At 42.5% G+C, this 19,135-nt stretch carries 16 protein-coding genes and 1 pseudogene; 7 read left to right on the top strand and 10 right to left on the bottom strand.

Going from position 1 to position 19,135, the window contains the following annotated elements; genetic code table 11:
• Window positions 1-817: 817 nt before the first annotated feature.
• The 9 genes from H5115_RS18795 to H5115_RS18755 all read right to left on the bottom strand — a co-directional run bounded on the left by H5115_RS18795 (window position 818) and on the right by H5115_RS18755 (window position 10,467).
• Window positions 818-1,699, bottom strand: coding sequence for a LysR family transcriptional regulator (locus tag H5115_RS18795; protein ID WP_024590165.1), 882 nt, complete (start codon window positions 1,697-1,699; stop codon window positions 818-820).
• Window positions 1,700-2,032: 333 nt separating this feature from the next.
• Window positions 2,033-2,689 (bottom strand): CoA transferase subunit B, encoded by a 657-nt coding sequence (locus H5115_RS18790; protein WP_007376577.1) that lies wholly within the window; start codon window positions 2,687-2,689, stop codon window positions 2,033-2,035.
• A gap of 14 nt (window positions 2,690-2,703) precedes the next feature.
• Window positions 2,704-3,402: a CoA transferase subunit A gene (locus H5115_RS18785; protein WP_182756775.1), complete on the bottom strand. Its 699-nt coding sequence runs from the start codon at window positions 3,400-3,402 to the stop codon at window positions 2,704-2,706.
• A 74-nt stretch (window positions 3,403-3,476) separates the two neighbouring features.
• Window positions 3,477-4,373, bottom strand: a complete 897-nt coding sequence (locus H5115_RS18780; RefSeq protein ID WP_182756774.1) for a hydroxymethylglutaryl-CoA lyase — start codon at window positions 4,371-4,373, stop codon at window positions 3,477-3,479.
• On the bottom strand, window positions 4,373-6,391 hold the full coding sequence (locus tag H5115_RS18775) for an acetyl/propionyl/methylcrotonyl-CoA carboxylase subunit alpha (RefSeq protein WP_182756773.1): 2,019 nt from the start codon (window positions 6,389-6,391) through the stop codon (window positions 4,373-4,375). Before H5115_RS18775 ends, H5115_RS18780 begins: the two co-directional genes overlap by 1 nt.
• An 8-nt stretch (window positions 6,392-6,399) precedes the next feature.
• Entirely contained in the window at window positions 6,400-7,170 is a 771-nt protein-coding gene (locus H5115_RS18770; RefSeq protein WP_182756772.1) for an enoyl-CoA hydratase/isomerase family protein, read from the bottom strand.
• A 12-nt stretch (window positions 7,171-7,182) separates the two neighbouring features.
• Window positions 7,183-8,790, bottom strand: coding sequence for a carboxyl transferase domain-containing protein (locus tag H5115_RS18765; protein ID WP_182756771.1), 1,608 nt, complete (start codon window positions 8,788-8,790; stop codon window positions 7,183-7,185).
• Between the two features lie 10 nt (window positions 8,791-8,800).
• On the bottom strand, window positions 8,801-9,976 hold the full coding sequence (locus H5115_RS18760) for an isovaleryl-CoA dehydrogenase (protein ID WP_007376571.1): 1,176 nt from the start codon (window positions 9,974-9,976) through the stop codon (window positions 8,801-8,803).
• Window positions 9,977-10,032: 56 nt separating this feature from the next.
• Complete coding sequence (locus H5115_RS18755) at window positions 10,033-10,467, bottom strand: MerR family DNA-binding transcriptional regulator (RefSeq protein ID WP_008135264.1); 435 nt, start codon at window positions 10,465-10,467, stop codon at window positions 10,033-10,035.
• A 330-nt stretch (window positions 10,468-10,797) separates the two neighbouring features.
• Between H5115_RS18755 and H5115_RS18750 the strand changes: the two genes are divergently transcribed.
• The 7 genes from H5115_RS18750 to H5115_RS18720 all read left to right on the top strand — a co-directional run bounded on the left by H5115_RS18750 (window position 10,798) and on the right by H5115_RS18720 (window position 18,556).
• A complete protein-coding gene (locus tag H5115_RS18750; protein WP_008135263.1) occupies window positions 10,798-11,979 on the top strand; it encodes an acetyl-CoA C-acyltransferase in 1,182 nt (393 codons plus the stop codon).
• 125 nt (window positions 11,980-12,104) lie between these two features.
• Window positions 12,105-13,595: a CoA-acylating methylmalonate-semialdehyde dehydrogenase gene (locus H5115_RS18745; RefSeq protein ID WP_182756770.1), complete on the top strand. Its 1,491-nt coding sequence runs from the start codon at window positions 12,105-12,107 to the stop codon at window positions 13,593-13,595.
• Window positions 13,596-13,755: 160 nt separating this feature from the next.
• The gene (locus H5115_RS18740) at window positions 13,756-14,913 is read left to right on the top strand and encodes an acyl-CoA dehydrogenase family protein (RefSeq protein WP_101163877.1); all 1,158 of its coding nucleotides are present in this window, start codon (window positions 13,756-13,758) and stop codon (window positions 14,911-14,913) included.
• 10 nt (window positions 14,914-14,923) lie between these two features.
• Window positions 14,924-15,715, top strand: a complete 792-nt coding sequence (locus tag H5115_RS18735; RefSeq protein ID WP_024590175.1) for an enoyl-CoA hydratase — start codon at window positions 14,924-14,926, stop codon at window positions 15,713-15,715.
• Complete coding sequence (locus H5115_RS18730; protein WP_182756769.1) at window positions 15,715-16,866, top strand: enoyl-CoA hydratase/isomerase family protein; 1,152 nt, start codon at window positions 15,715-15,717, stop codon at window positions 16,864-16,866. The genes H5115_RS18735 and H5115_RS18730 overlap by 1 nt, the downstream gene beginning before the upstream one ends.
• A gap of 10 nt (window positions 16,867-16,876) precedes the next feature.
• Window positions 16,877-17,776 carry a 3-hydroxyisobutyrate dehydrogenase gene (gene mmsB / locus H5115_RS18725; RefSeq protein ID WP_182756768.1) on the top strand — a complete coding sequence of 300 codons (900 nt, stop codon included), beginning with the start codon at window positions 16,877-16,879 and terminating at the stop codon, window positions 17,774-17,776.
• Window positions 17,777-17,785: 9 nt separating this feature from the next.
• Window positions 17,786-18,556: an SDR family oxidoreductase gene (locus tag H5115_RS18720; protein WP_024605403.1), complete on the top strand. Its 771-nt coding sequence runs from the start codon at window positions 17,786-17,788 to the stop codon at window positions 18,554-18,556.
• A 124-nt stretch (window positions 18,557-18,680) separates the two neighbouring features.
• Here the strand turns inward: H5115_RS18720 and H5115_RS20340 are convergent.
• A pseudogene (locus tag H5115_RS20340) lies at window positions 18,681-18,984 on the bottom strand (phage integrase N-terminal SAM-like domain-containing protein); the annotation flags it as partial.
• Between the last annotated feature and the right edge of the window lie 151 nt (window positions 18,985-19,135).

Here is a 19,135-nt window from a genome sequence, read left to right as displayed (position 1 = left end):
CCATGTGGTTTGCGCCAAAAATAAAAACAGTTCAAGCCAAGTCACCACCTAACTTGAACCGCTTTTTCACACTGACAACATCTTCACACACAATATAAAGATTCTGTTTACTACACGTTAGTAGCTTTGTATTACATACCATGTGGTTTGCGCCAAAAATAAAAACAGTTCAAGCCAAGTCACCACCTAACTTGAACCGCTTTTTCACACTGACAACATCTTCACACACAATATAAAGATTCTGCTTACTACGCTTTGGTAGCTTTGTATTGCATACCATGTGGTTTGCGCCAAAAATAAAAACAGTTCAAGCCAAGTCACCACCTAACTTGAACCGCTTTTTCACACTGACAACATCTTACACACACAATATAAGATTCTTTTCACTGCTACGTTTGAGTTACTAGAACTCTAAAGGTTGCATTTATTGCTCTTAAGAAACAATTTAACTAAGTTGTTTTGAGCTGATAAAGCAACTTTAATATTTAACTTGATTTTCGACAAACGATAAAAACGAAACCAATGAGTGAAAAAAATTAAACTATAGACTTTAGTCTAATGTGTGGCGCTAAGTTTATGTATTTAATTAAAAAAATATTATTCAAATTTGCAGGAGTTATACCAATCTGCTTATATATGGGGTCTATTTAACGTTAAGAAAATTACGCTAGAACTAGGCAAAAATTTTTGTATCTAGTTGTTCTCGGCAATTGCTCCCTGCATTGCTCTACCTCCTACATCCATGCAGGTTGGTATTAGACGAGTTCAGTAATACAACACAGAGTAGATTGTATTACTGAACTCGTCTAATAGGGGATTATTCTTGGATTTTTCTAAACGTATTTACAACCCACTTCGCAAATAAATCAAGCGGGTGATTAGGTGTGCTTGATTCGTGCTGCACTAAATAGTATTTATCTTTAGTTGTTAAAGGCTGTTCGAATAATTTATAAAGCCATTGCTCATCTAGCCAGCTTTGACTAATAGGCAGTGGGATAAGTGCAATGCCCATGCCTTGCTGCGCCGCACGCGCTACACCAAACATGCTATCTATTTGAATAATCTGCGAAGGAGAAAAGTCATCAATTCCTGCTTTTTCGGCCCACTGATGCCAAGCCCAAGGGCGAGCTTTGTGCAAGATTAGCGGAACTTGGTTAAGGGCTTGACGATGATCGTCCCTCCACTGATCGAGCAATTTTTTATTACATGCAGGAATATACTCAAGGTTAAACAACTCAGTCGCTAACCCTTCAGTAGGTTTACCAGAGGATAATACAATAGATAAATCGCTATGACGCGTTAATTCTTTACGTGTTTTAAGCGTGTCCATTTGCAGGTTTATATTAGGATGCTCTGACGTCCACTCACTTAATTTAGGCATGAGTAGTTCACTGGCAAAAAATTCAGGCAGCGTAATCGTCAAATTTGTATTTTGCTGCATCTGACTAAACTCGTTAATGGTGCCCTCTAACATTGTGATGATAGGAGACACAGCATCAAAAAAGTTTTTACCCGCTGTGGTTAAGCTAATTGAACGCGTTTTACGTTGAAAAAGCTCAATACCAAGTTGTTCTTCAAGTTGTTTTATTTGATGGCTTACCGCAGACGGCGTTAAGTACAGCTCATTAGCTGCATGCTTAAAACTTAGGCTTCTTGCGGCAAAGCAAAAAGAGCGAAGGCCACGAATAGGAGTTTGCATGTTTTCCAGAATTATTTAATTTATTGAGACGCCTTACTTAGGCAAAATTTGAACCAACTATTTAATGTATAAATATCAGTAGGTTAAAAATAAATTTAGCGCTAGTTCACAAAAAGGGTGCAGGCTATCCACAAAATAGTGCAAAGAATCTAAGCGCTTACATTTAATTTATATTTGTATTATAGATAAAATTTACTACAGATGTATGAATGACGGTAAAAATAATGACAAAAGATAAAAAAAATCCCTCTTGCGAGGGATTTTGGGTAACTCAGCGCCATTGGCACTGGGAATGAGGTCGGTACAGGGTAAAGCGTTATTTTAAGCTAAAGCCTAAAAAACCATTTCTGGAACTTCACCGTCAACAAGTAATTTACCTGCTGTTTTACTAATGATTTCATCAACAGATACGCCCGGAGCACGCTCTAATAGATGAAATGCGCCGTCTTTAACTTCTAATACGGCTAAATCTGTTACTATTTTTTTTACGCAATTAACGCCAGTAAGCGGTAAAGAGCAGGCCTCTAATAGTTTAGAGTCACCATGCTTACTTGCATGGGTCATAGTAACAATAATATTTTTCGCGCCAGCGACTAAATCCATCGCGCCACCCATGCCTTTAATCAGCTTTTTAGGGATCATCCACGATGCGATATTGCCGTTCTGGTCAACTTCAAATGCACCCAGAACGGTTAAGTCTACATGACCACCCCGTATCATGGCAAAACTATCTGCACTATTAAATATGGCTGCACCTTTGGCTGCTGTCACGGTTTCTTTACCCGCGTTAATCATATCGGCGTCTAGCTCTGCTTTAGTGGGGTACGGGCCCATGCCTAAAAGGCCATTTTCGGACTGTAACATAACTTCAATATCATCTGGTACATAGTTTGCGACGAGTGTCGGGATTCCTATGCCCAAATTTACGTAGTAACCGTCTTGAAGTTCTTGTGCAACGCGCATTGCAACTTGTTCACGTGATAATGCCATAATTATGCTCCTGCTTAATCTCGTGTTGTTACACGTTCAATGCGTTTTTCAAAGCTGCCTTTAATAACGCGATTTACAAAAATACCTGGGGTATGAATTTGGCTTGGCTCAAGCTCACCCGGCTCTACAATTTCTTCTACTTCGGCAACGGTAATTTTGCCTGCTGTTGCAGCCATTGGATTAAAGTTCATGGCGGTGTGTCTAAACACTAAATTACCAAAGCGATCGGCTTTCCACGCTTTAACAATAGCAAATTCACCCGTTATAGACTCTTCTAAAATATACGGGCGACCATTAAACTCTTTTACGTCTTTGCCTTCAGCCACAGGAGTACCGTAACCGGTTGCGGTGTAAAACGCAGGTATACCCGCGCCACCAGCTCGCATTTTTTCAGCAAGTGTGCCTTGAGGCGTAAGCTCTACATCAATTTCGCCACTTAATAACTGCTGCTCGAATAGGGCGTTTTCCCCAACGTACGAGGCAACTACTTTTTTAATTTGTTTGTCTTGTAATAAAATACCTAAACCAAAGTCATCAACACCACAGTTATTAGATACTACAGTTAAGTTTTTTGTTTGCATCTGCTTAATTTGTCTAATTAAGCCCTCAGGAATACCACATAAACCAAAACCACCGGCAATAATGGTATCGCCGTCTTTTAATCCTTCCATTGCAGCTTCGTAACTAGAAACTACCTTATCAAAACCGGCCATGAGTCTCTCCTCATTGTGTGCTATTTGTTGTTAATTATCTTGTGTGAGTAGTGAATTATCATTTTATGAGATAGTTATTTAGTGTGTAGTGCCACAGATACTTTGCTCACAGGTTGCTTACCAAGTGCTTTGGTTATTTCCCAGCCAGCATCACTTAACCTTTGTAAATCAATTCCATGCTCAATGCCAAGCCCTTGCAGTAAGTAAACTACATCTTCGGTGGCAACATTTCCTGACGCACCCTTAGCATAAGGACAGCCACCAAGGCCTGCAACTGCCGCGTCAACCGTTGCAATACCTAGGCTTAAAGCTGCGTAAATATTTGTGAGCGCTTGGCCGTATGTATCATGAAAATGCACAGCCAACTTGGCTTTATCAATGTGCGTTAAAAGTAACTCGATTAATTGCGTTACTTTTTTAGCGGTGCCAACACCAATAGTATCGCCAAGGCTTACTTCATAACATCCTAAATCTAACAGCTTTTGCGATACACTCAGTACTGCTTGCGGGTTAATTTCACCCTCATAAGGGCAACCCAGCACACAGCTTACATAACCACGTACGCGAATATTATTAGTTTTAGCAAACGCCATTACTTCGCTAAAACGTTCAATACTCTCATCTATTGAGCAGTTTATGTTTTTTTGACAAAACGACTCACTCGCAGCGGTAAATATAGCAAACTCTTTAATGCCAACAGCATGCGCTGCTTGTGCACCTTTTAAGTTAGGTGTAAGGGCACTTAAATTTACGTCAGGTAAATCTAGCGCTGATATTACATCAGCTGAGTCTGCCATTTGTGGCACCCATTTAGTGGAGACAAACGCGCCAGCTTCAATATCTTTTAAACCTGCAGCACTTAGGGCGTTAATAAGCGCTACTTTATCGGCTGTGCTTACTGTCTTTTCGTTTTGTAGGCCGTCTCGCGCGCCAACTTCAACAATACGTACTTTATTTGGAAAGGCACTCATTATGCACCTTCCTCAGTTGTATCCTCGACAATAGCAAGTAAGGCTCCATGCGTTACCAGTTCGCCTTCACCAAAACAGTAGCTTTTTAAAATGCCGTCGTGTGGTGCGTTAAGCGTGTATTCCATTTTCATGGCTTCGATAATAACAACCGCATCGCCTTTGGTAATTGTGCTACCAATGTCGATTAAGTGCTTAACTACTGTGCCATTAAGCGGCGCGGCAAGTGGCAGTGCTTCGCTTTCGTGCGAACTAATATAATGTTTATCAACTAGTTCAAGCTTAGTTTGCAGTGCTTTATTCATCACCGTCACACTATTACCTACTGTATTATTGCCACCAGTATTATTATCTACCGTCGTTACATGCGCGCTATGTTTTTCACCGTTAATAAATACACTGCAAAGACCACTATTTAATGTGCCTTGTAGGTTAAATACATGCTCGTTATGCGTAATACTGTAGCCCGCTGTGGTTTTTATAGCGCTTAGCTGTAAATCGGCAAAAGGGATTATAATTGCTTGCGGAGCATTGAGTGTGAAACCGCTTAGTTGTTGCCAAGGGCTTGCACTGTTTGGCGCATTTTGGGTATTAGTTAACGATTCTAAATACGCAAAAGCACCAATAAGCTGACTTGTTTGCAATAACGATTTATCAACCGCAACTAACGAGTCGCCTTGCTCTGCAATAAAGTGTGTACTTGGCGCACCTTGCTTAAAGGTAGGGTGGCTTGCTAAATTATGTAAAAAGCCAATGTTAGTGCTAAAACCTGCTAAATGAAATTGCTCAAGAGCGTGTTGTAAGCGGCTCAGTGCTTTTTCGCGATTGTCGTCGTGCACAATCAGTTTTGCAATCATCGGGTCGTAAAATGGGCTGATTTCGTCGCCTTGTGCAATGCCTGTATCAATGCGTACAAATTCACTGTTAAGCGGTGTGTGCAGTGCTTCGATAGTGCCCGAACACGGGATAAAGTCGTTGGCCGGATCTTCTGCGTATATGCGTGCTTCAAAGCTATGACCCTGCAATTGAATATCACTTTGTGTCAGTGGCAGTGTTTGCCCACCCGCAATATTAATTTGCCAATTGACTAAATCTACATCGGTTACCATTTCGGTCACTGGGTGTTCTACTTGAAGGCGCGTATTCATTTCCATAAAGAAAAATTCATCGCCACACAGTAAAAACTCAACCGTACCTGCGCCTCTATAATTTATAGCCAGTGCACAGCGCACAGCTGCTTCACCCATTTCTTTGCGTAGTTCGTCAGATAAACCCGGAGCAGGGGCTTCTTCAATTACTTTTTGATGACGGCGTTGCAAAGAACAATCACGATCGCCTAAATAAACACAGTTACCGTAGTTATCTGCAAATACTTGCACTTCAACATGGCGAGGCTGGTTTACGTAACGCTCAAGTAATACTAAATCGTTACCAAAACCGGCAATCGCTTCACGTTGCGCACCTTGTAGTGCGCTCATAAAATCTTTTGCTTCTTGTACAACGCGCATGCCTTTACCACCGCCACCAAAGGCGGCTTTAATTAGTACAGGGAAGCCAATTTTTTCAGCTTCACTTTGTAAAAAAGCAGGATCTTGTTTATCACCGTAATAACCAGGTACTAACGGCACATTAGCAGCTGCCATTATTTCTTTAGCGCGGGTTTTAGACCCCATTGCTTCAATGCTACTTGCTGGTGGTCCTACAAAAGCAATGTTGTTAGCTTCGCAGGCTTTAGCAAATTCGCTGTTTTCAGATAAAAAACCATACCCTGGGTGAATACAATCAGCGCCGCAGTCTTTGGCAACTTGTAAAATTTTGTCTGCTACTAAATACGAATCTTTACTTGGCGCAGCACCAATATGGTAAGCCTCGTCAGCCATTTTTACGTGCTGGGCATGTTTGTCTGCATCAGAATAAACCGCGACCGTGGTTAAGCCCATTTGTTTTGCGCTGCGCATTACTCGACACGCAATTTCTCCACGATTGGCAATCAGTATTTTTTGTAATCGTTGTGTGTTCATAATCAATCCTACAGTTGCCAAGCGGGTGAGCGTTTATCAAAAAAAGCAGTTAGCCCTTCTTGACCTTCTTCAGATACGCGAATTTTTGCAATACGCTCAGCGGTAAGCTCAATGAGTTCATCGGTAATTTCTTTATTTGCTACATCGTTAATTAATGCTTTTGCGGCTTTTACTGCAACAGGTCCGTTATCAATTAGTGTTTGCAGCATATTATCGACCGCACAGTCTAAATTACCGGTTACTTGATGAATTAAGCCAAGTTGCTTAGCTGTATGGGCATCAAACACTTCAGCCGTTAAAAAGTACCTGCGAGCAGCGCGCTCACCAATAGCTTTAATTACATACGGGCTAATAACCGCCGGAATAAGACCCAGCTTTACTTCGCTTAAACAAAATTGAGCATCGTCTTTACTAAGGGCTATATCGCAACAGGCTATTAAGCCCAGAGCACCACCAAAAGCAGCACCTTGCACAGCGCAAATTGTAGGGTGCGGGGAGCTTGCCAATACCTGCATTAATTTAGCTAATTGCATTGAATCAGCTAGGTTATCGGCGTAGTTGTTATCCGCCATCGATTTCATCCAAGCTAAATCAGCACCGGCTGAAAAGTGTTTACCTTCTGTTTTTAAAACCAAAGCTCGAATATTAAGCGTATTTGCATGTTCAATACACTGAATAAGTTCGTATATTACTTCACTGTTAAATGCGTTTCTTTTTTCTGGGCGACTTAACACAAGTACAGCCACATTAGATTTTGTTATTTGTAGTGTTACTGACATTTTGCGCTCCGGTTACATTCTAAATACGCCAAATTTCGAATCACGTTTTGGTGCGTTATTCGCAGCCGTTAACGCAAGCCCTAATACATTACGCGTGTCGGCAGGATCTATAATGCCGTCATCCCACAAGCGTGCACTGGCGTAATACGGGTGACCTTGCTCTTCGTATTGATCAATAATTGGCTTTTTAAAATCACTGATTTCTTGCTCGCTCATGTTTTGGCCTTTACGTGCTAAACCATCTTGTTTAACTTGCGCCATTACACCCGCAGCTTGCTCGCCGCCCATTACAGAAATACGGGCATTAGGCCACATCCACATCATGGTTGGTTCAAATGCACGACCACACATTCCGTAGTTACCTGCGCCGTAAGAGCCGCCAATAAGTACAGTGAATTTAGGCACATCAGCACACGAAACCGCCATCACCATTTTAGCGCCGTGCTTAGCAATACCTTCGGCTTCGTATTTTTTACCCACCATAAAGCCGGTAATATTTTGTAAAAACACTAAAGGAATATTGCGCTGAGCACACAGCTGAATAAAGTGCGCGCCTTTTTGCGCCGACTCACTAAATAAAATACCGTTATTAGCTACTATGCCAACAGGATTGCCATAAATACTGGCAAAGCCGGTGACCAGCGTTTCACCAAAGTAACGTTTAAATTCATCAAATGATGAGTCGTCCACTGTGCGCGCTATTACTTCGCGTACATCAAACGGCTTTTTAAGGTCGGTGCCTACAATGCCGTAAAGCTCGTTTATATCGTAACGGGGTGGTTTTACATCATCTAGAAGAGGGGCCGTAGGGCGTGTGTAATTAATACGCTCAATACATTGGCGCGCAATAGACAGCGCATGAGCATCGTTTTCAGCGTAGTGATCGGCAACACCCGAAATTTTACAGTGCACATCGGCGCCGCCTAACTCTTCGGCTGTTACTTCTTCGCCGGTTGCTGCTTTTACAAGGGGCGGACCTGCTAAAAATATAGTGCCTTGATCTTTTACAATAATGCTTTCATCGGCCATTGCAGGTACGTACGCACCACCTGCGGTACATAATCCCATTACCACGGCTATTTGTGGAATACCTTTACCCGACATACGGGCTTGATTGTAAAAAATACGACCAAAATGCAGCTTATCTGGAAATACATCATCTTGCTCTGGCAGATTTGCACCGCCGGAATCCACCAAATAAATACACGGTAAGTGGCAGCGCTCTGCGATGTCTTGTGCGCGCAAATGCTTTTTAACGGTAAGCGGAAAATATGTACCGCCTTTAACCGTGGCATCGTTTGCAATAATCATGCATTCAACGCCTTTAACACGGCCAATACCGGCTACAACGCCTGCACAAGGTATTGCTTGTTCGTACACACCAAAGGCAGCAAATTGTGAAATTTCTAAAAACGGTGAGCCTTCATCAATTAATGTACTTATACGGTCGCGAACAAATAATTTACCACGGCCTTCGTGGCGCTCTTTTAATGCAACGCCTCCGCCTTGGCTAATTGTTGCTACTTTATCGCGTAAATCATCCACCAGCGCTGACATATTTTTATGGTTTTGCACAAACGTTGGGTCGTGAGGATTAACGCTCGATTTTAAAATAGTCATGGTTTAATCCTTAACGGCTTTCTGTGAAAAGTTCGCGGCCAATAAGCATGCGGCGTATTTCTGATGTACCTGCACCAATTTCGTATAATTTAGCGTCACGAAGAAGACGGCCCGTTGCGTATTCGTTTATGTAGCCATTGCCACCTAAAATTTGAATCGCATCTAGCGCCATTTTAGTTGCAAGCTCTGCTGCGTATAAAATTGCACCAGCGGCATCTTTACGGGTTGTTTCACCACGGTCACACGCTTTGGCTACCGTATATACGTATGAGCGGGCAGCATTCATTTGTGTATACATGTCGGCTACTTTGCCCTGAATTAACTGAAATTGGCCAATAGGGGTATCAAACTGTTTACGCTCATGAATGTACGGCACCACTATGTCCATACACGCTTGCATTATGCCAAGCGGGCCCGCTGCAAGTACTACGCGTTCGTAATCAAGGCCACTCATAAGTACTTTAACGCCTTCGTTTAAGTTACCTAAAATGTTTTCCTCTGGCACTTCGCAGTTTTCAAATACTAGCTCACAGGTGTTTGACCCGCGCATGCCCAGTTTGTCGAGCTTTTGCGCTGTTGAAAAACCAGGAAAGTTGCTCTCAACAATAAACGCGGTAATACCTTTAGCGCCGGCGTTTAAATCTGTTTTAGCGTAAATTACTAACGTGTGCGCGTCGGGGCCATTGGTGATCCACATCTTGTTGCCGTTTAAAATGTACTTATCGCCTTTCTTTTCGGCTTTAAGTTTCATCGATACAACGTCAGAGCCTGCATTAGGCTCGCTCATTGCAAGAGCACCAATGTGCTCACCACTAATAAGCTTTGGTAAGTATTTTTCTTTTTGAGCTTGTGACCCGTTACGGTTAATTTGATTTACACACAAGTTTGAATGCGCTCCATAGCTTAATCCTATGGAGGCACTGGCACGGCTAATCTCTTCCATAGCAATAACATGTTCTAAGTAACCTAAACCGGCGCCGCCAAGTTCTTCAGATACGGTCATACCTAGTACGCCCATTTCGCCCATTTGAGTCCAAAGTTGATTTGGAAAGGCGTTATCTAAGTCCGTTTTTTCAGCAAGCGGGGCAATCTCCTGACTCGCAAAACTGTTTACGTGGTCGCGGATCATATCGGCGGTTTCGCCAAGGCCAAAGTTCATTTCTTTATATAGTGAAATAGTGCTCATGATTCATTCCTGTGTGACGTGTGTGTTGTCAGTGTGTTTTTATTTTAAAAATAAACTTACTCGTCTATTTTATTAAGCGTGTCTCTGCAGCGGCGCTCGGCCGTCACCAACTCCATAAGAACAACTTTAATGTCGTCCATTTGTTGAGATAGGTCTGCTTTTTTTTCTGAAATAAGGTCAAGCATAGTAACCAACTGCTTAGCGCTTGATTTATCTGCGTCGTACAGTTCAAACAAACGACCGGTTTCGGCCAATGTAAAGCCAAGGCGCTTACCACGTAATATTAGTTTTAAACGCACTTTATCGCGTTTTGAATAAATACGGGTTTGACCATTACGTTCTGGCGTTATTAACCCTTGGTCTTCGTAAAAGCGAATAGAGCGGGTTGTAATGTCAAATTCTTTAGCGAGTTCGCTAATGCTAAATGTTTGTTCATTACTGGCCGGCATTTTGGCTGAGCTTGCAAAGTTTGTTTGATTATCTGGTTTCATGATTGTATTTACCTCATTCGAATAACTCCAATATAAGTGAAGTTTACGTAAAGGTAAAGCTTGGTGTGATTTGAAACTATTTATAAAGGGGTGTTTAAGCGAAGTGTTGGTTTATGTTGTTAATATTCAATGGGTTATTTTTATTTTGTCAGTGTAGTCTAACCGATGGAAAATAATCCTTACACTTATAAAACTAAAAATTAAGCTGTTTTTAGTTGACGTTGGCGTAAACGTTAGTATTGTGTAAGGGTATTAAATAATAAATGAATACTAAATTAATAGAGCAAATATACTAACAACTATTTGCATATAAATACAATGGAGTTAGTTATGACTTTAGAATCAGTGGTAATTGTAGCAGCAAAACGCACCCCAATGGGTGGTTTTATGGGAGCGTTAAGTGATGCGCAGTCTACCGAGCTTGGCGCAACCGCCATTGCAAGTGCACTTGCACAAACTGGTTTAGCTAATGATGCAATAGACGAAGTAATTATGGGCTGTGTATTACCAGCAGGCCTTGGACAAGCACCTGCACGCCAAGCAATGTTAAAAGCAGGCCTTGCACTTAGCACTGGCGCTACAACAATTAACAAAGTATGTGGCTCTGGTTTAAAAGCGGCCATGCTTGCAAACGATTTAATTAAAGCGGGCTCTATTCAATCTGCTATTGCCGGTGGCATGGAAAGCATGACAAACGCACCGTACTTCATACCAAAAGCGCGTGGCGGAATGCGTATGGGGCACGGTGAAATAAAAGATCACATGATGAGCGATGGCCTTGAAGATGCTTACGACAATAAAGCTATGGGTTGTTTTGCACAAGACACCGCCGACGAATACGGCATTGGTCGCGAGCAAATGGATGCGTTTGCATTAGGCTCATTAAGTAAAGCTAAAGCCGCGATACAAAACGGTAGCTTTGATAACGAAGTTGCACCCCATACAATGCAAACACGCAAAGGCGATGTAACAGTATCGATTGATGAGCAACCAGGCAACGCCCGCCCAGAAAAAATTCCTACCTTACGTGCTGCTTTTAAAAAAGACGGCACTATTACAGCCGCTAATTCATCGTCAATTTCAGATGGTGGCGCAGCGCTTATATTAATGAGCGAATCAAAAGCAAAAGAGCAGGGCTTAACACCGCTTTGTAAAATTGTAGCGCATAGCACGCATTCTCAAAAACCAAGTGAATTTACAGTAGCGCCAGTAGGGGCTATGAACAGCGTGCTTGAAAAAGCAGGTTGGGCTGTAAACGACGTTGACCTTTGGGAAATTAACGAAGCATTTGCCATGGTAACCATGCTGGCTATTAACGAGTTAAAACTTGATGAAAGCAAAGTAAACGTCAATGGCGGTGCATGTGCACTTGGCCACCCAATTGGTGCAAGCGGCGCGCGTATTTTAGTAACGCTTATTCATGCCCTTAAAAACCGAGGTCTTAAAAAAGGCATTGCGTCTTTATGTATTGGTGGCGGTGAAGCGGTTGCTATGGCCGTAGAAGCGTATTAACTAGGTATTAAATGGTTATAAGAAAGCTGTACGAATAACTATAAAAGCGCTGCACTAATAATACTAACAAAGCGGCGCTACCAATTTTAAAAGAGAACACACAACTCACACACTAGGATTTAATCATGCACCAAGTACCACTACTTATTAATGGCGAATTTATTCAATCAGCATCAAAAGAGCTTATCGATGTTATAAACCCAGCAACTCAAGAAGTACTTGCACAAGTGCCATGTACCACCGAGTCAGAAATGGACGCGGCAATTGCCTCAGCTTCTGAGACGTTTAAAACATGGAAAGACGTACCTATTACTGAACGTGCTCGCATTATGATGAAGTACGCTGCGCTATTAAAAGAACATCACGATGAGCTTGCTACCATTATTTGCCATGAATTGGGTAAAACGTTTGAAGATGCAAAAGGCGATGTTTGGCGCGGTATTGAAGTAGTAGAACAAGCCGCTAACGCTCCATCATTAATGATGGGTGAAACAATGGAGAACGTAGCGCGCAAAATAGATACGTATTCTTACATGCAGCCACTTGGCGTGTGTGCGGGCGTAACACCATTTAACTTCCCTGCAATGATCCCCCTTTGGATGTTCCCGCTGGCTATTGTGTGTGGTAACACCTTTATTTTAAAACCGTCTGAGCAAGATCCACTTACACCAATGCGCTTAGCAGAGCTATTTATTGAAGCCGGTGCACCAAAAGGCGTATTACAAGTTGTTCACGGTACAAAGCCACAAGTAGACCGCTTACTTGAAGATAAAGCAGTACGCGCTATTTCGTTTGTTGGCTCGTGTGGTGTAGGTGCTTATATTTATTCTAAAGGCACACAAAATCTTAAACGCGTGCAAGCGTGTGTTGGCGCTAAAAACCACATGGTTATTATGCCTGATGCAAGTAAATCGCACGTTGTAAATAACCTAGTAGGCGCATCTGTCGGTGCTGCTGGCCAGCGTTGTATGGGTATTTCGGTTGCTGTGTTTGTAAGCCAAGCAAGTCAGTGGGTAGATGAAATAAAAGCAGGCTTTGAAAATGTACGCCCAGGCGTGTGGGATGATGCAAATGCAGCATACGGTCCACAAACATCAAAAGCAGCAAAAGCACGTATTTTATCACTCATTGCCGGTGGTAAAGAGCAAGGCGCTACCTGTTTAATTGATGGTTCTGACTTTACGGTTGAAGGGTATGAGCAAGGTAACTGGGTTGGCCCAACGTTATTTACCGATGTAACCAAAGAGATGGATTTATATAAAGAAGAAATATTTGGCCCTGTACTGGCGTGTATGTTTGTAGACACGCTTGATGAAGCAATCGCACTTATTAACGACAGCCCTTACGGTAACGGCACCTCATTATTTACCTCAAGCGGCGCAGTGGCTCGTAAATTCCAACACGAAATTGAAGTAGGCCAAGTAGGTATTAATGTGCCAATTCCGGTGCCACTTCCGTTCTTTTCGTTCACTGGTTGGAAAGGCTCGTTTTATGGCGATACACACACGTACGGTAAACAAGGTATTCGTTTTTACACAGAAACTAAAACCATTACATCACGTTGGTTTGAAGACGATATTGCTTCGGGTCCAAACATGAGTATTAACTTAAAATAATCGTAATTAAAAAATGAGTAAATAAAAGAATAATTAATAAAAAAGATGGGCGCGAAGGCTACTTCACACACAACACACATAAGCCCTCGCCGCTCGTCACAAACTATCCCTGTGACGGGAAACACTAACAACACAACTAACACAATTAAAGAGGTCTACCATGGACTTTAACTTATCTGAAGATCAACAAGCCTTTGCTCAAACAGCACGCCAATTTGCCGAGTCAGAACTTGCGCCCCATGCCGCAAAATGGGATCGCGAACATATTTTTCCTAAAGACACGATTAAAGCAGCGGGCGAGCTTGGTTTTTGTGGTTTATACACGCCAGAGGAAGCAGGCGGCCTTGGTTTATCTCGTTTAGATTCGAGCATTATTTTTGAACAACTTGCTATGGGCTGTACCGCAACAACGGCCATGTTGACCATTCATAATATGGCCACCTGGATGGTAGCAAGTTTTGGTACCGATGCCGTAAAAGACAAATACGTAGAGCAATTAGTAATGGGCGAGTTACTTGCCTCTTACTGTTTAACAGAGCCAGGCTCGGGCTCAGACGCCGCATCACTTAAAACCAAAGCAGTGCTTGAGGGTGATGAGTACGTTATTAACGGCTCAAAAATGTTTATATCGGGCGCTGGCGAAACCGAAGTATTAGTTGTAATGGCACGTACAGGCGGCGAAGGCGCTGCGGGTATTTCGGCATTTGTAGTGCCTGCCGACGCAAAAGGCGTTGAATACGGCAAAGCTGAAGAAAAAATGGGTTGGAACGCACAACCTACACGCCTAATTAGCTTTGAAGATGTACGCATACCTGCGCATAACTTGTTAGGCGCAGAAGGCGAAGGCTTTAAATTTGCGATGCAAGGCCTTGATGGCGGTCGAATTAACATTGCCACATGTTCAATTGGTACAGCGCAAGCGGCGCTTAATACAGCCCGTGAATATTTAAAAGAACGTACACAATTTGGTAAGCCATTGGCTGCGTTTCAAGCATTGCAATTTAAAATTGCCGATATGAACACCGAGCTTGTAGCTGCGCGCCAAATGGTAAGGCTTGCTGCATTTAAACTTGATAATAACGACGTTGAAAAAACCACTTACTGCGCCATGGCTAAACGCTTTGCTACCGATGTTGGCTTTACGGTGTGTAACGACGCACTGCAAATTCATGGTGGTTACGGTTACATAAAAGAATACCCGCTTGAGCGCCATGTACGTGACGTACGTGTTCATCAAATTTTAGAAGGCACTAACGAAATTATGCGTGTGATTATAGCGCGCCGAATTTTAGCTGAGTCTGCAAACGACGTTTTATAAGGAGCAATGTATGTCAGAATCTAAATCTAATCCGAGTATTGAACTAACAACCGAAGGTCATGTTGCTATTTTAACGATGTCTAACCCGCCAGCAAATACCTGGACAAAAGACACCCTAGTTGATTTAAAAAATACCGTTAATGAGCTTAATAATAATAAAAATATTTATGCATTAGTACTGACGGGTGAAGGCGAGAAGTTTTTTAGCGCAGGTGCCGACCTAAACGTATTTGCTGGTGGCGATAAAGGCGTAGCCGCCGATATGTCGCGTGTATTTGGTGAAGCATTTGAAGCGCTTACTAATTTTAGAGGCGTGTCGGTTGCAGCCATAAACGGCTATGCAATGGGCGGTGGCTTAGAGGTAGCCCTTGCGTGCGATATACGTATTGCTGAAGAACAAGCACAAATGGCATTGCCTGAGGCTAAAGTAGGGTTATTACCGTGTGCGGGTGGTACACAAAATTTAGCATGGCTTGTAGGTGAAGGCTGGGCAAAACGGATGATTTTATGCGGCGAGCGCTTAAAAGCCGATAAAGCCTTGCAAATTGGCTTAGTAGAAGAAGTAGTACCACAAGGTGAAAGCTTTGCGGCAGCACTAAAACTTGCCAACCAAGTGGCCGATCAAAGCCCCACCTCAGTTGCTGCGTGTAAAACATTGATTCAAAAGGGGCGCCATCAACCAATGGCAAGTGTATTGCCTCTTGAGCGCGAGTTATTTGTTGGTTTATTTGATACCGAAGATCAACAAGAGGGCGTAAACGCCTTTTTAGAAAAACGCCGCGCTAACTGGGTAAATGGCTAATGAGTGCTTTAACATTATTAAATAGCGCCGATGAGCCCGTGGTATTTGAAACCGCAACCGCAGAAAACGGCAGTTTAATTGGGCTTATTACACTCAATGCGCCAAAAGCGTTAAATGCACTTAATTTTGAGATGATCAAATTACTTGAGCCGCAATTGCGAGCTTGGCAAGACGATGATGCTATTGCAATGGTGTTGTTAAAAGGCGCAGGCGATAAAGCATTTTGTGCAGGTGGCGATGTTGTAAGCCTTCATCATGCAATGGCGCAAGATAAACCAACAAGCTTAGTTGAAGAATTTTTTACGCTTGAGTACAAGCTTGATTACCTTATTCATACCTTTGATAAACCAATCCTCGTTTGGGGTAACGGCATAGTAATGGGCGGCGGTTTAGGGCTAATGGCCGGTGCTAGCCACCGCGTTGTTACAGAAACATCACGCATTGCCATGCCAGAGCAAACCATAGGTTTATACCCTGATGTCGGCGGCAGTTACTTTTTACATAAAATGCCACAAAACGTCGGGTTATTTTTAGGGCTAACGTCGGCATCAATTAACTGCGACGACGCGCGTTTTGTATCGCTTGCCGATCACTTTATCGACAGCACTAAATATGATGCCATGCTTGAGCAAATTTTAGCCGCTAAATGGGGCAAAACCGCAAGCTTAAATCATGAGCGTTTAACTAAGTTATTAACCGATTTAGACAACCAATCGGCGCGTATGCCAAAAGGCAATATAAAAGCTAATTTAAAAACGATTCAAAAGCTGGGTGAATTTACAACCTTGCAGGAGCAAGTTGATTATATTTTAAGGCTAGCTACTGACGATAAATGGCTACAACGGGCTCAAAAATCACTTAAACATGGCTGCCCACTAAGTTGTGCACTCGTTAGTGAGCAATTAAAAATAAGCCAAGGCAAAAGCTTATTAGCGTGTTTTAAAATGGAACTGGGTATGTCGGTTCGCGCTGGCGAAGTAGGTGAATTTCAAGAAGGCGTAAGGGCGTTATTAATAGATAAAGACGGCGCGCCTAATTGGCAGTACAAAACACTTAGTGATGTCCCACAAACAATAGTAGACAGCTTTTTTGCTAATCGCTTTGGCGAAAACCACCCACTCAACGGCTTAGACACACCAACACACACATAAAGGAAAGACGATGACTAAACTCAATATTGGTTTTATCGGCTTAGGTAATATGGGCGGCCCAATGGCGGCTAACTTAATTAAAGCTGGGCATACTGTTAATGTCTTCGATTTAAACCAGTCGGTCGTAAATGAACTTGCAAGTAAAGGCGCAAAAGCAGCAGTTGATGCAAAACAGTGCGCAACAAATGCTGACGTACTTATTAGTATGTTACCTGCGGGCAAACATGTTAAATCGTTGTATTTGGGTAATAACGACGACAGCGGCCTAATTAACGTGCTGAGCAAAAATACATTAGTAATTGATTGCTCAACAATAGATGCAGAATCAGCACGCATTGTAGGCAGTGCACTTGGCAAGCAAGGCATAAGCTTTGTAGATGCACCGGTATCGGGCGGCGTTGCAGGCGCAACCGCAGGCACACTTACTTTTATTGTAGGCGGCGAAAAACCCGCGTTTAATAAAGCAAATACAGTGCTTAGTGATATGGGTAAAAACATATTTCATGCAGGCGATATTGGCGCAGGGCAAGTAGCAAAAATATGTAATAACATGTTACTTAGCATTTTAATGGCAGGCACCAGCGAAGCACTGCAAATGGGTATTAACAACGGCCTCGATCCTAAAGTGCTTAGCGACATTATGACCGCAAGTTCGGGCCGTAACTGGACGCTCGAACTTTACAACCCTTGCCCAGGTGTAATGGATACAGCCCCTGCAAGTAACGATTACAGACCAGGCTTTATGGTCGATTTAATGGCTAAAGATTTAGGCCTTGCCATGGAAGCCGCGCAGCAAAGTAATTCATCAACCCCTATGGGTTCAATGGCTAAAAATTTATACACTATGCTACAGCACCAAGGTGCGGGTAGTGATGACTTTAGTGCCATTTTTAAACTGTTTTCTAAGTAGGAGCAACGCGTGGAAATTAAAAATAACACGGTAGTAATAACCGGTGGCGCACAAGGTTTAGGCTTTGCAATGGCGCAAAAGTTTGCACTTATGGGTGCCAACATTGCTTTAATAGATATGGCACAAGACTTATTAAACACAGCATGCGAGCAATTAACGCAGCTTGAAGGTGTAACTAGCAATATTAAAGGTTATGCAGCAAACGTAACAAATGAGAGCGAAGTAGAAAACGTATTTAATACCATTAACAGCGATTTTGGCCACATTGGTGTGCTTATAAACAACGCCGGTATTTTACGCGACGGCATGTTTATTAAGGCTAAAGATGGCAAGGTCGTTAAAAAAATGTCTCTTGAGCAATTTCAATCAGTGATTGATGTAAACCTGACCGGTGTGTTTTTAGCCGGGCGGGAAGCTGCAAGCCACATGATTGAATCTGGTAAAGGCGGCGTTATAGTTAATATGTCGAGCGTAGCGCGCGCAGGTAACATAGGCCAAACAAATTACGCGGCATCAAAAGCAGGCGTAGTGGCACTTACCACCACATGGGCTAAAGAACTTGGTCGATTTGGTATACGTGTAGGCGCTATTGCACCAGGTGTAATAAGTACCGCCATGACCGACGCCATGAAGCCAGAAGCCAAACAACGTATGCTTGCAGTAACGCCAGTAGGGCGCTTAGGCGAAAGCGACGAAATTGCGCATACTGCACAATACATAATTGAAAACGACTTTTTTACCGGCCGTGTGGTTGAAATAGACGGCGGCATTCGTTTGTAAACCGAACTGGATTAAGGTTGATTAAAAGCATGGCGCTTGTGGGCTGTGCTTTTTTGTTTTAAATCGAGGAGTTTATAAACTTGAAAAAGGGCTAATAACGGCGTTGGCATTTTGTTGTGAAATTAGTTGCTCGTTTGCTTTTAATAAAACCTAATGAGAGTGGCTTATTAATCACTTCTTTAAATAAAAAGCTCAACGCATTTAAGGCTTGTGTTTGAGTGTTAGGAGCAGCATTTTGTTGGTTGAATAAACGAGTTTAAAAAAGCTAAAAAAAGTTCGACCTCATTATCTCCCATCGTTGTTGGGTGCCTCATAGAGTTAAATCGAATAAACGAAGCTATCCAGTATAAGTACGCTTTAATAGTACTTTTAGCATAACGCTTTAGATACATTTGTTCGGCTATCATAGTTAAAAAAGATGATTTCATGATATGAATCTCTAGGGCGTGTTGAACTTTGTGGATTGAAATTTGTTCAATCTAGGGGCGATTAAATCGCGGCGCGAGGTTTGTAACCTAGTGGGCTAAGTAAACTAGTGGGCTAAGTAAAAACCGAGCAACAAAGAGTTAATCGTCCCTA

It is taken from the genome of Pseudoalteromonas sp. SR44-2 (assembly GCF_014163745.1).
GTDB classification, from domain to species: Bacteria; Pseudomonadota; Gammaproteobacteria; order Enterobacterales; family Alteromonadaceae; genus Pseudoalteromonas; species Pseudoalteromonas distincta.
Note: the sequence above shows the minus strand (reverse complement) of the source record. Positions and strands in the feature narration are given on the sequence as shown.

Bases quoted from the DNA above. Each gene is read 5' to 3' on its own strand.
- H5115_RS18740 (WP_101163877.1), top strand. From the start codon at position 13,756: ATGGACTTTAACTTATCTGAAGATCAACAAGCCTTTGCTCAAACAGCA.
- mmsB (WP_182756768.1), top strand. From the start codon at position 16,877: ATGACTAAACTCAATATTGGTTTTATCGGCTTAGGTAATATGGGCGGC.
- H5115_RS18765 (WP_182756771.1), bottom strand. From the start codon at position 8,790: ATGACTATTTTAAAATCGAGCGTTAATCCTCACGACCCAACGTTTGTG.
- H5115_RS18745 (WP_182756770.1), top strand. From the start codon at position 12,105: ATGCACCAAGTACCACTACTTATTAATGGCGAATTTATTCAATCAGCA.
- H5115_RS18760 (WP_007376571.1), bottom strand. From the start codon at position 9,976: ATGAGCACTATTTCACTATATAAAGAAATGAACTTTGGCCTTGGCGAA.
- H5115_RS18750 (WP_008135263.1), top strand. From the start codon at position 10,798: ATGACTTTAGAATCAGTGGTAATTGTAGCAGCAAAACGCACCCCAATG.
- H5115_RS18790 (WP_007376577.1), bottom strand. From the start codon at position 2,689: ATGGCATTATCACGTGAACAAGTTGCAATGCGCGTTGCACAAGAACTT.
- H5115_RS18755 (WP_008135264.1), bottom strand. From the start codon at position 10,467: ATGAAACCAGATAATCAAACAAACTTTGCAAGCTCAGCCAAAATGCCG.
- H5115_RS18735 (WP_024590175.1), top strand. From the start codon at position 14,924: ATGTCAGAATCTAAATCTAATCCGAGTATTGAACTAACAACCGAAGGT.
- H5115_RS18795 (WP_024590165.1), bottom strand. From the start codon at position 1,699: ATGCAAACTCCTATTCGTGGCCTTCGCTCTTTTTGCTTTGCCGCAAGA.
- H5115_RS18730 (WP_182756769.1), top strand. From the start codon at position 15,715: ATGAGTGCTTTAACATTATTAAATAGCGCCGATGAGCCCGTGGTATTT.
- H5115_RS18770 (WP_182756772.1), bottom strand. From the start codon at position 7,170: ATGTCAGTAACACTACAAATAACAAAATCTAATGTGGCTGTACTTGTG.
- H5115_RS18775 (WP_182756773.1), bottom strand. From the start codon at position 6,391: ATGAACACACAACGATTACAAAAAATACTGATTGCCAATCGTGGAGAA.
- H5115_RS18785 (WP_182756775.1), bottom strand. From the start codon at position 3,402: ATGGCCGGTTTTGATAAGGTAGTTTCTAGTTACGAAGCTGCAATGGAA.
- H5115_RS18780 (WP_182756774.1), bottom strand. From the start codon at position 4,373: ATGAGTGCCTTTCCAAATAAAGTACGTATTGTTGAAGTTGGCGCGCGA.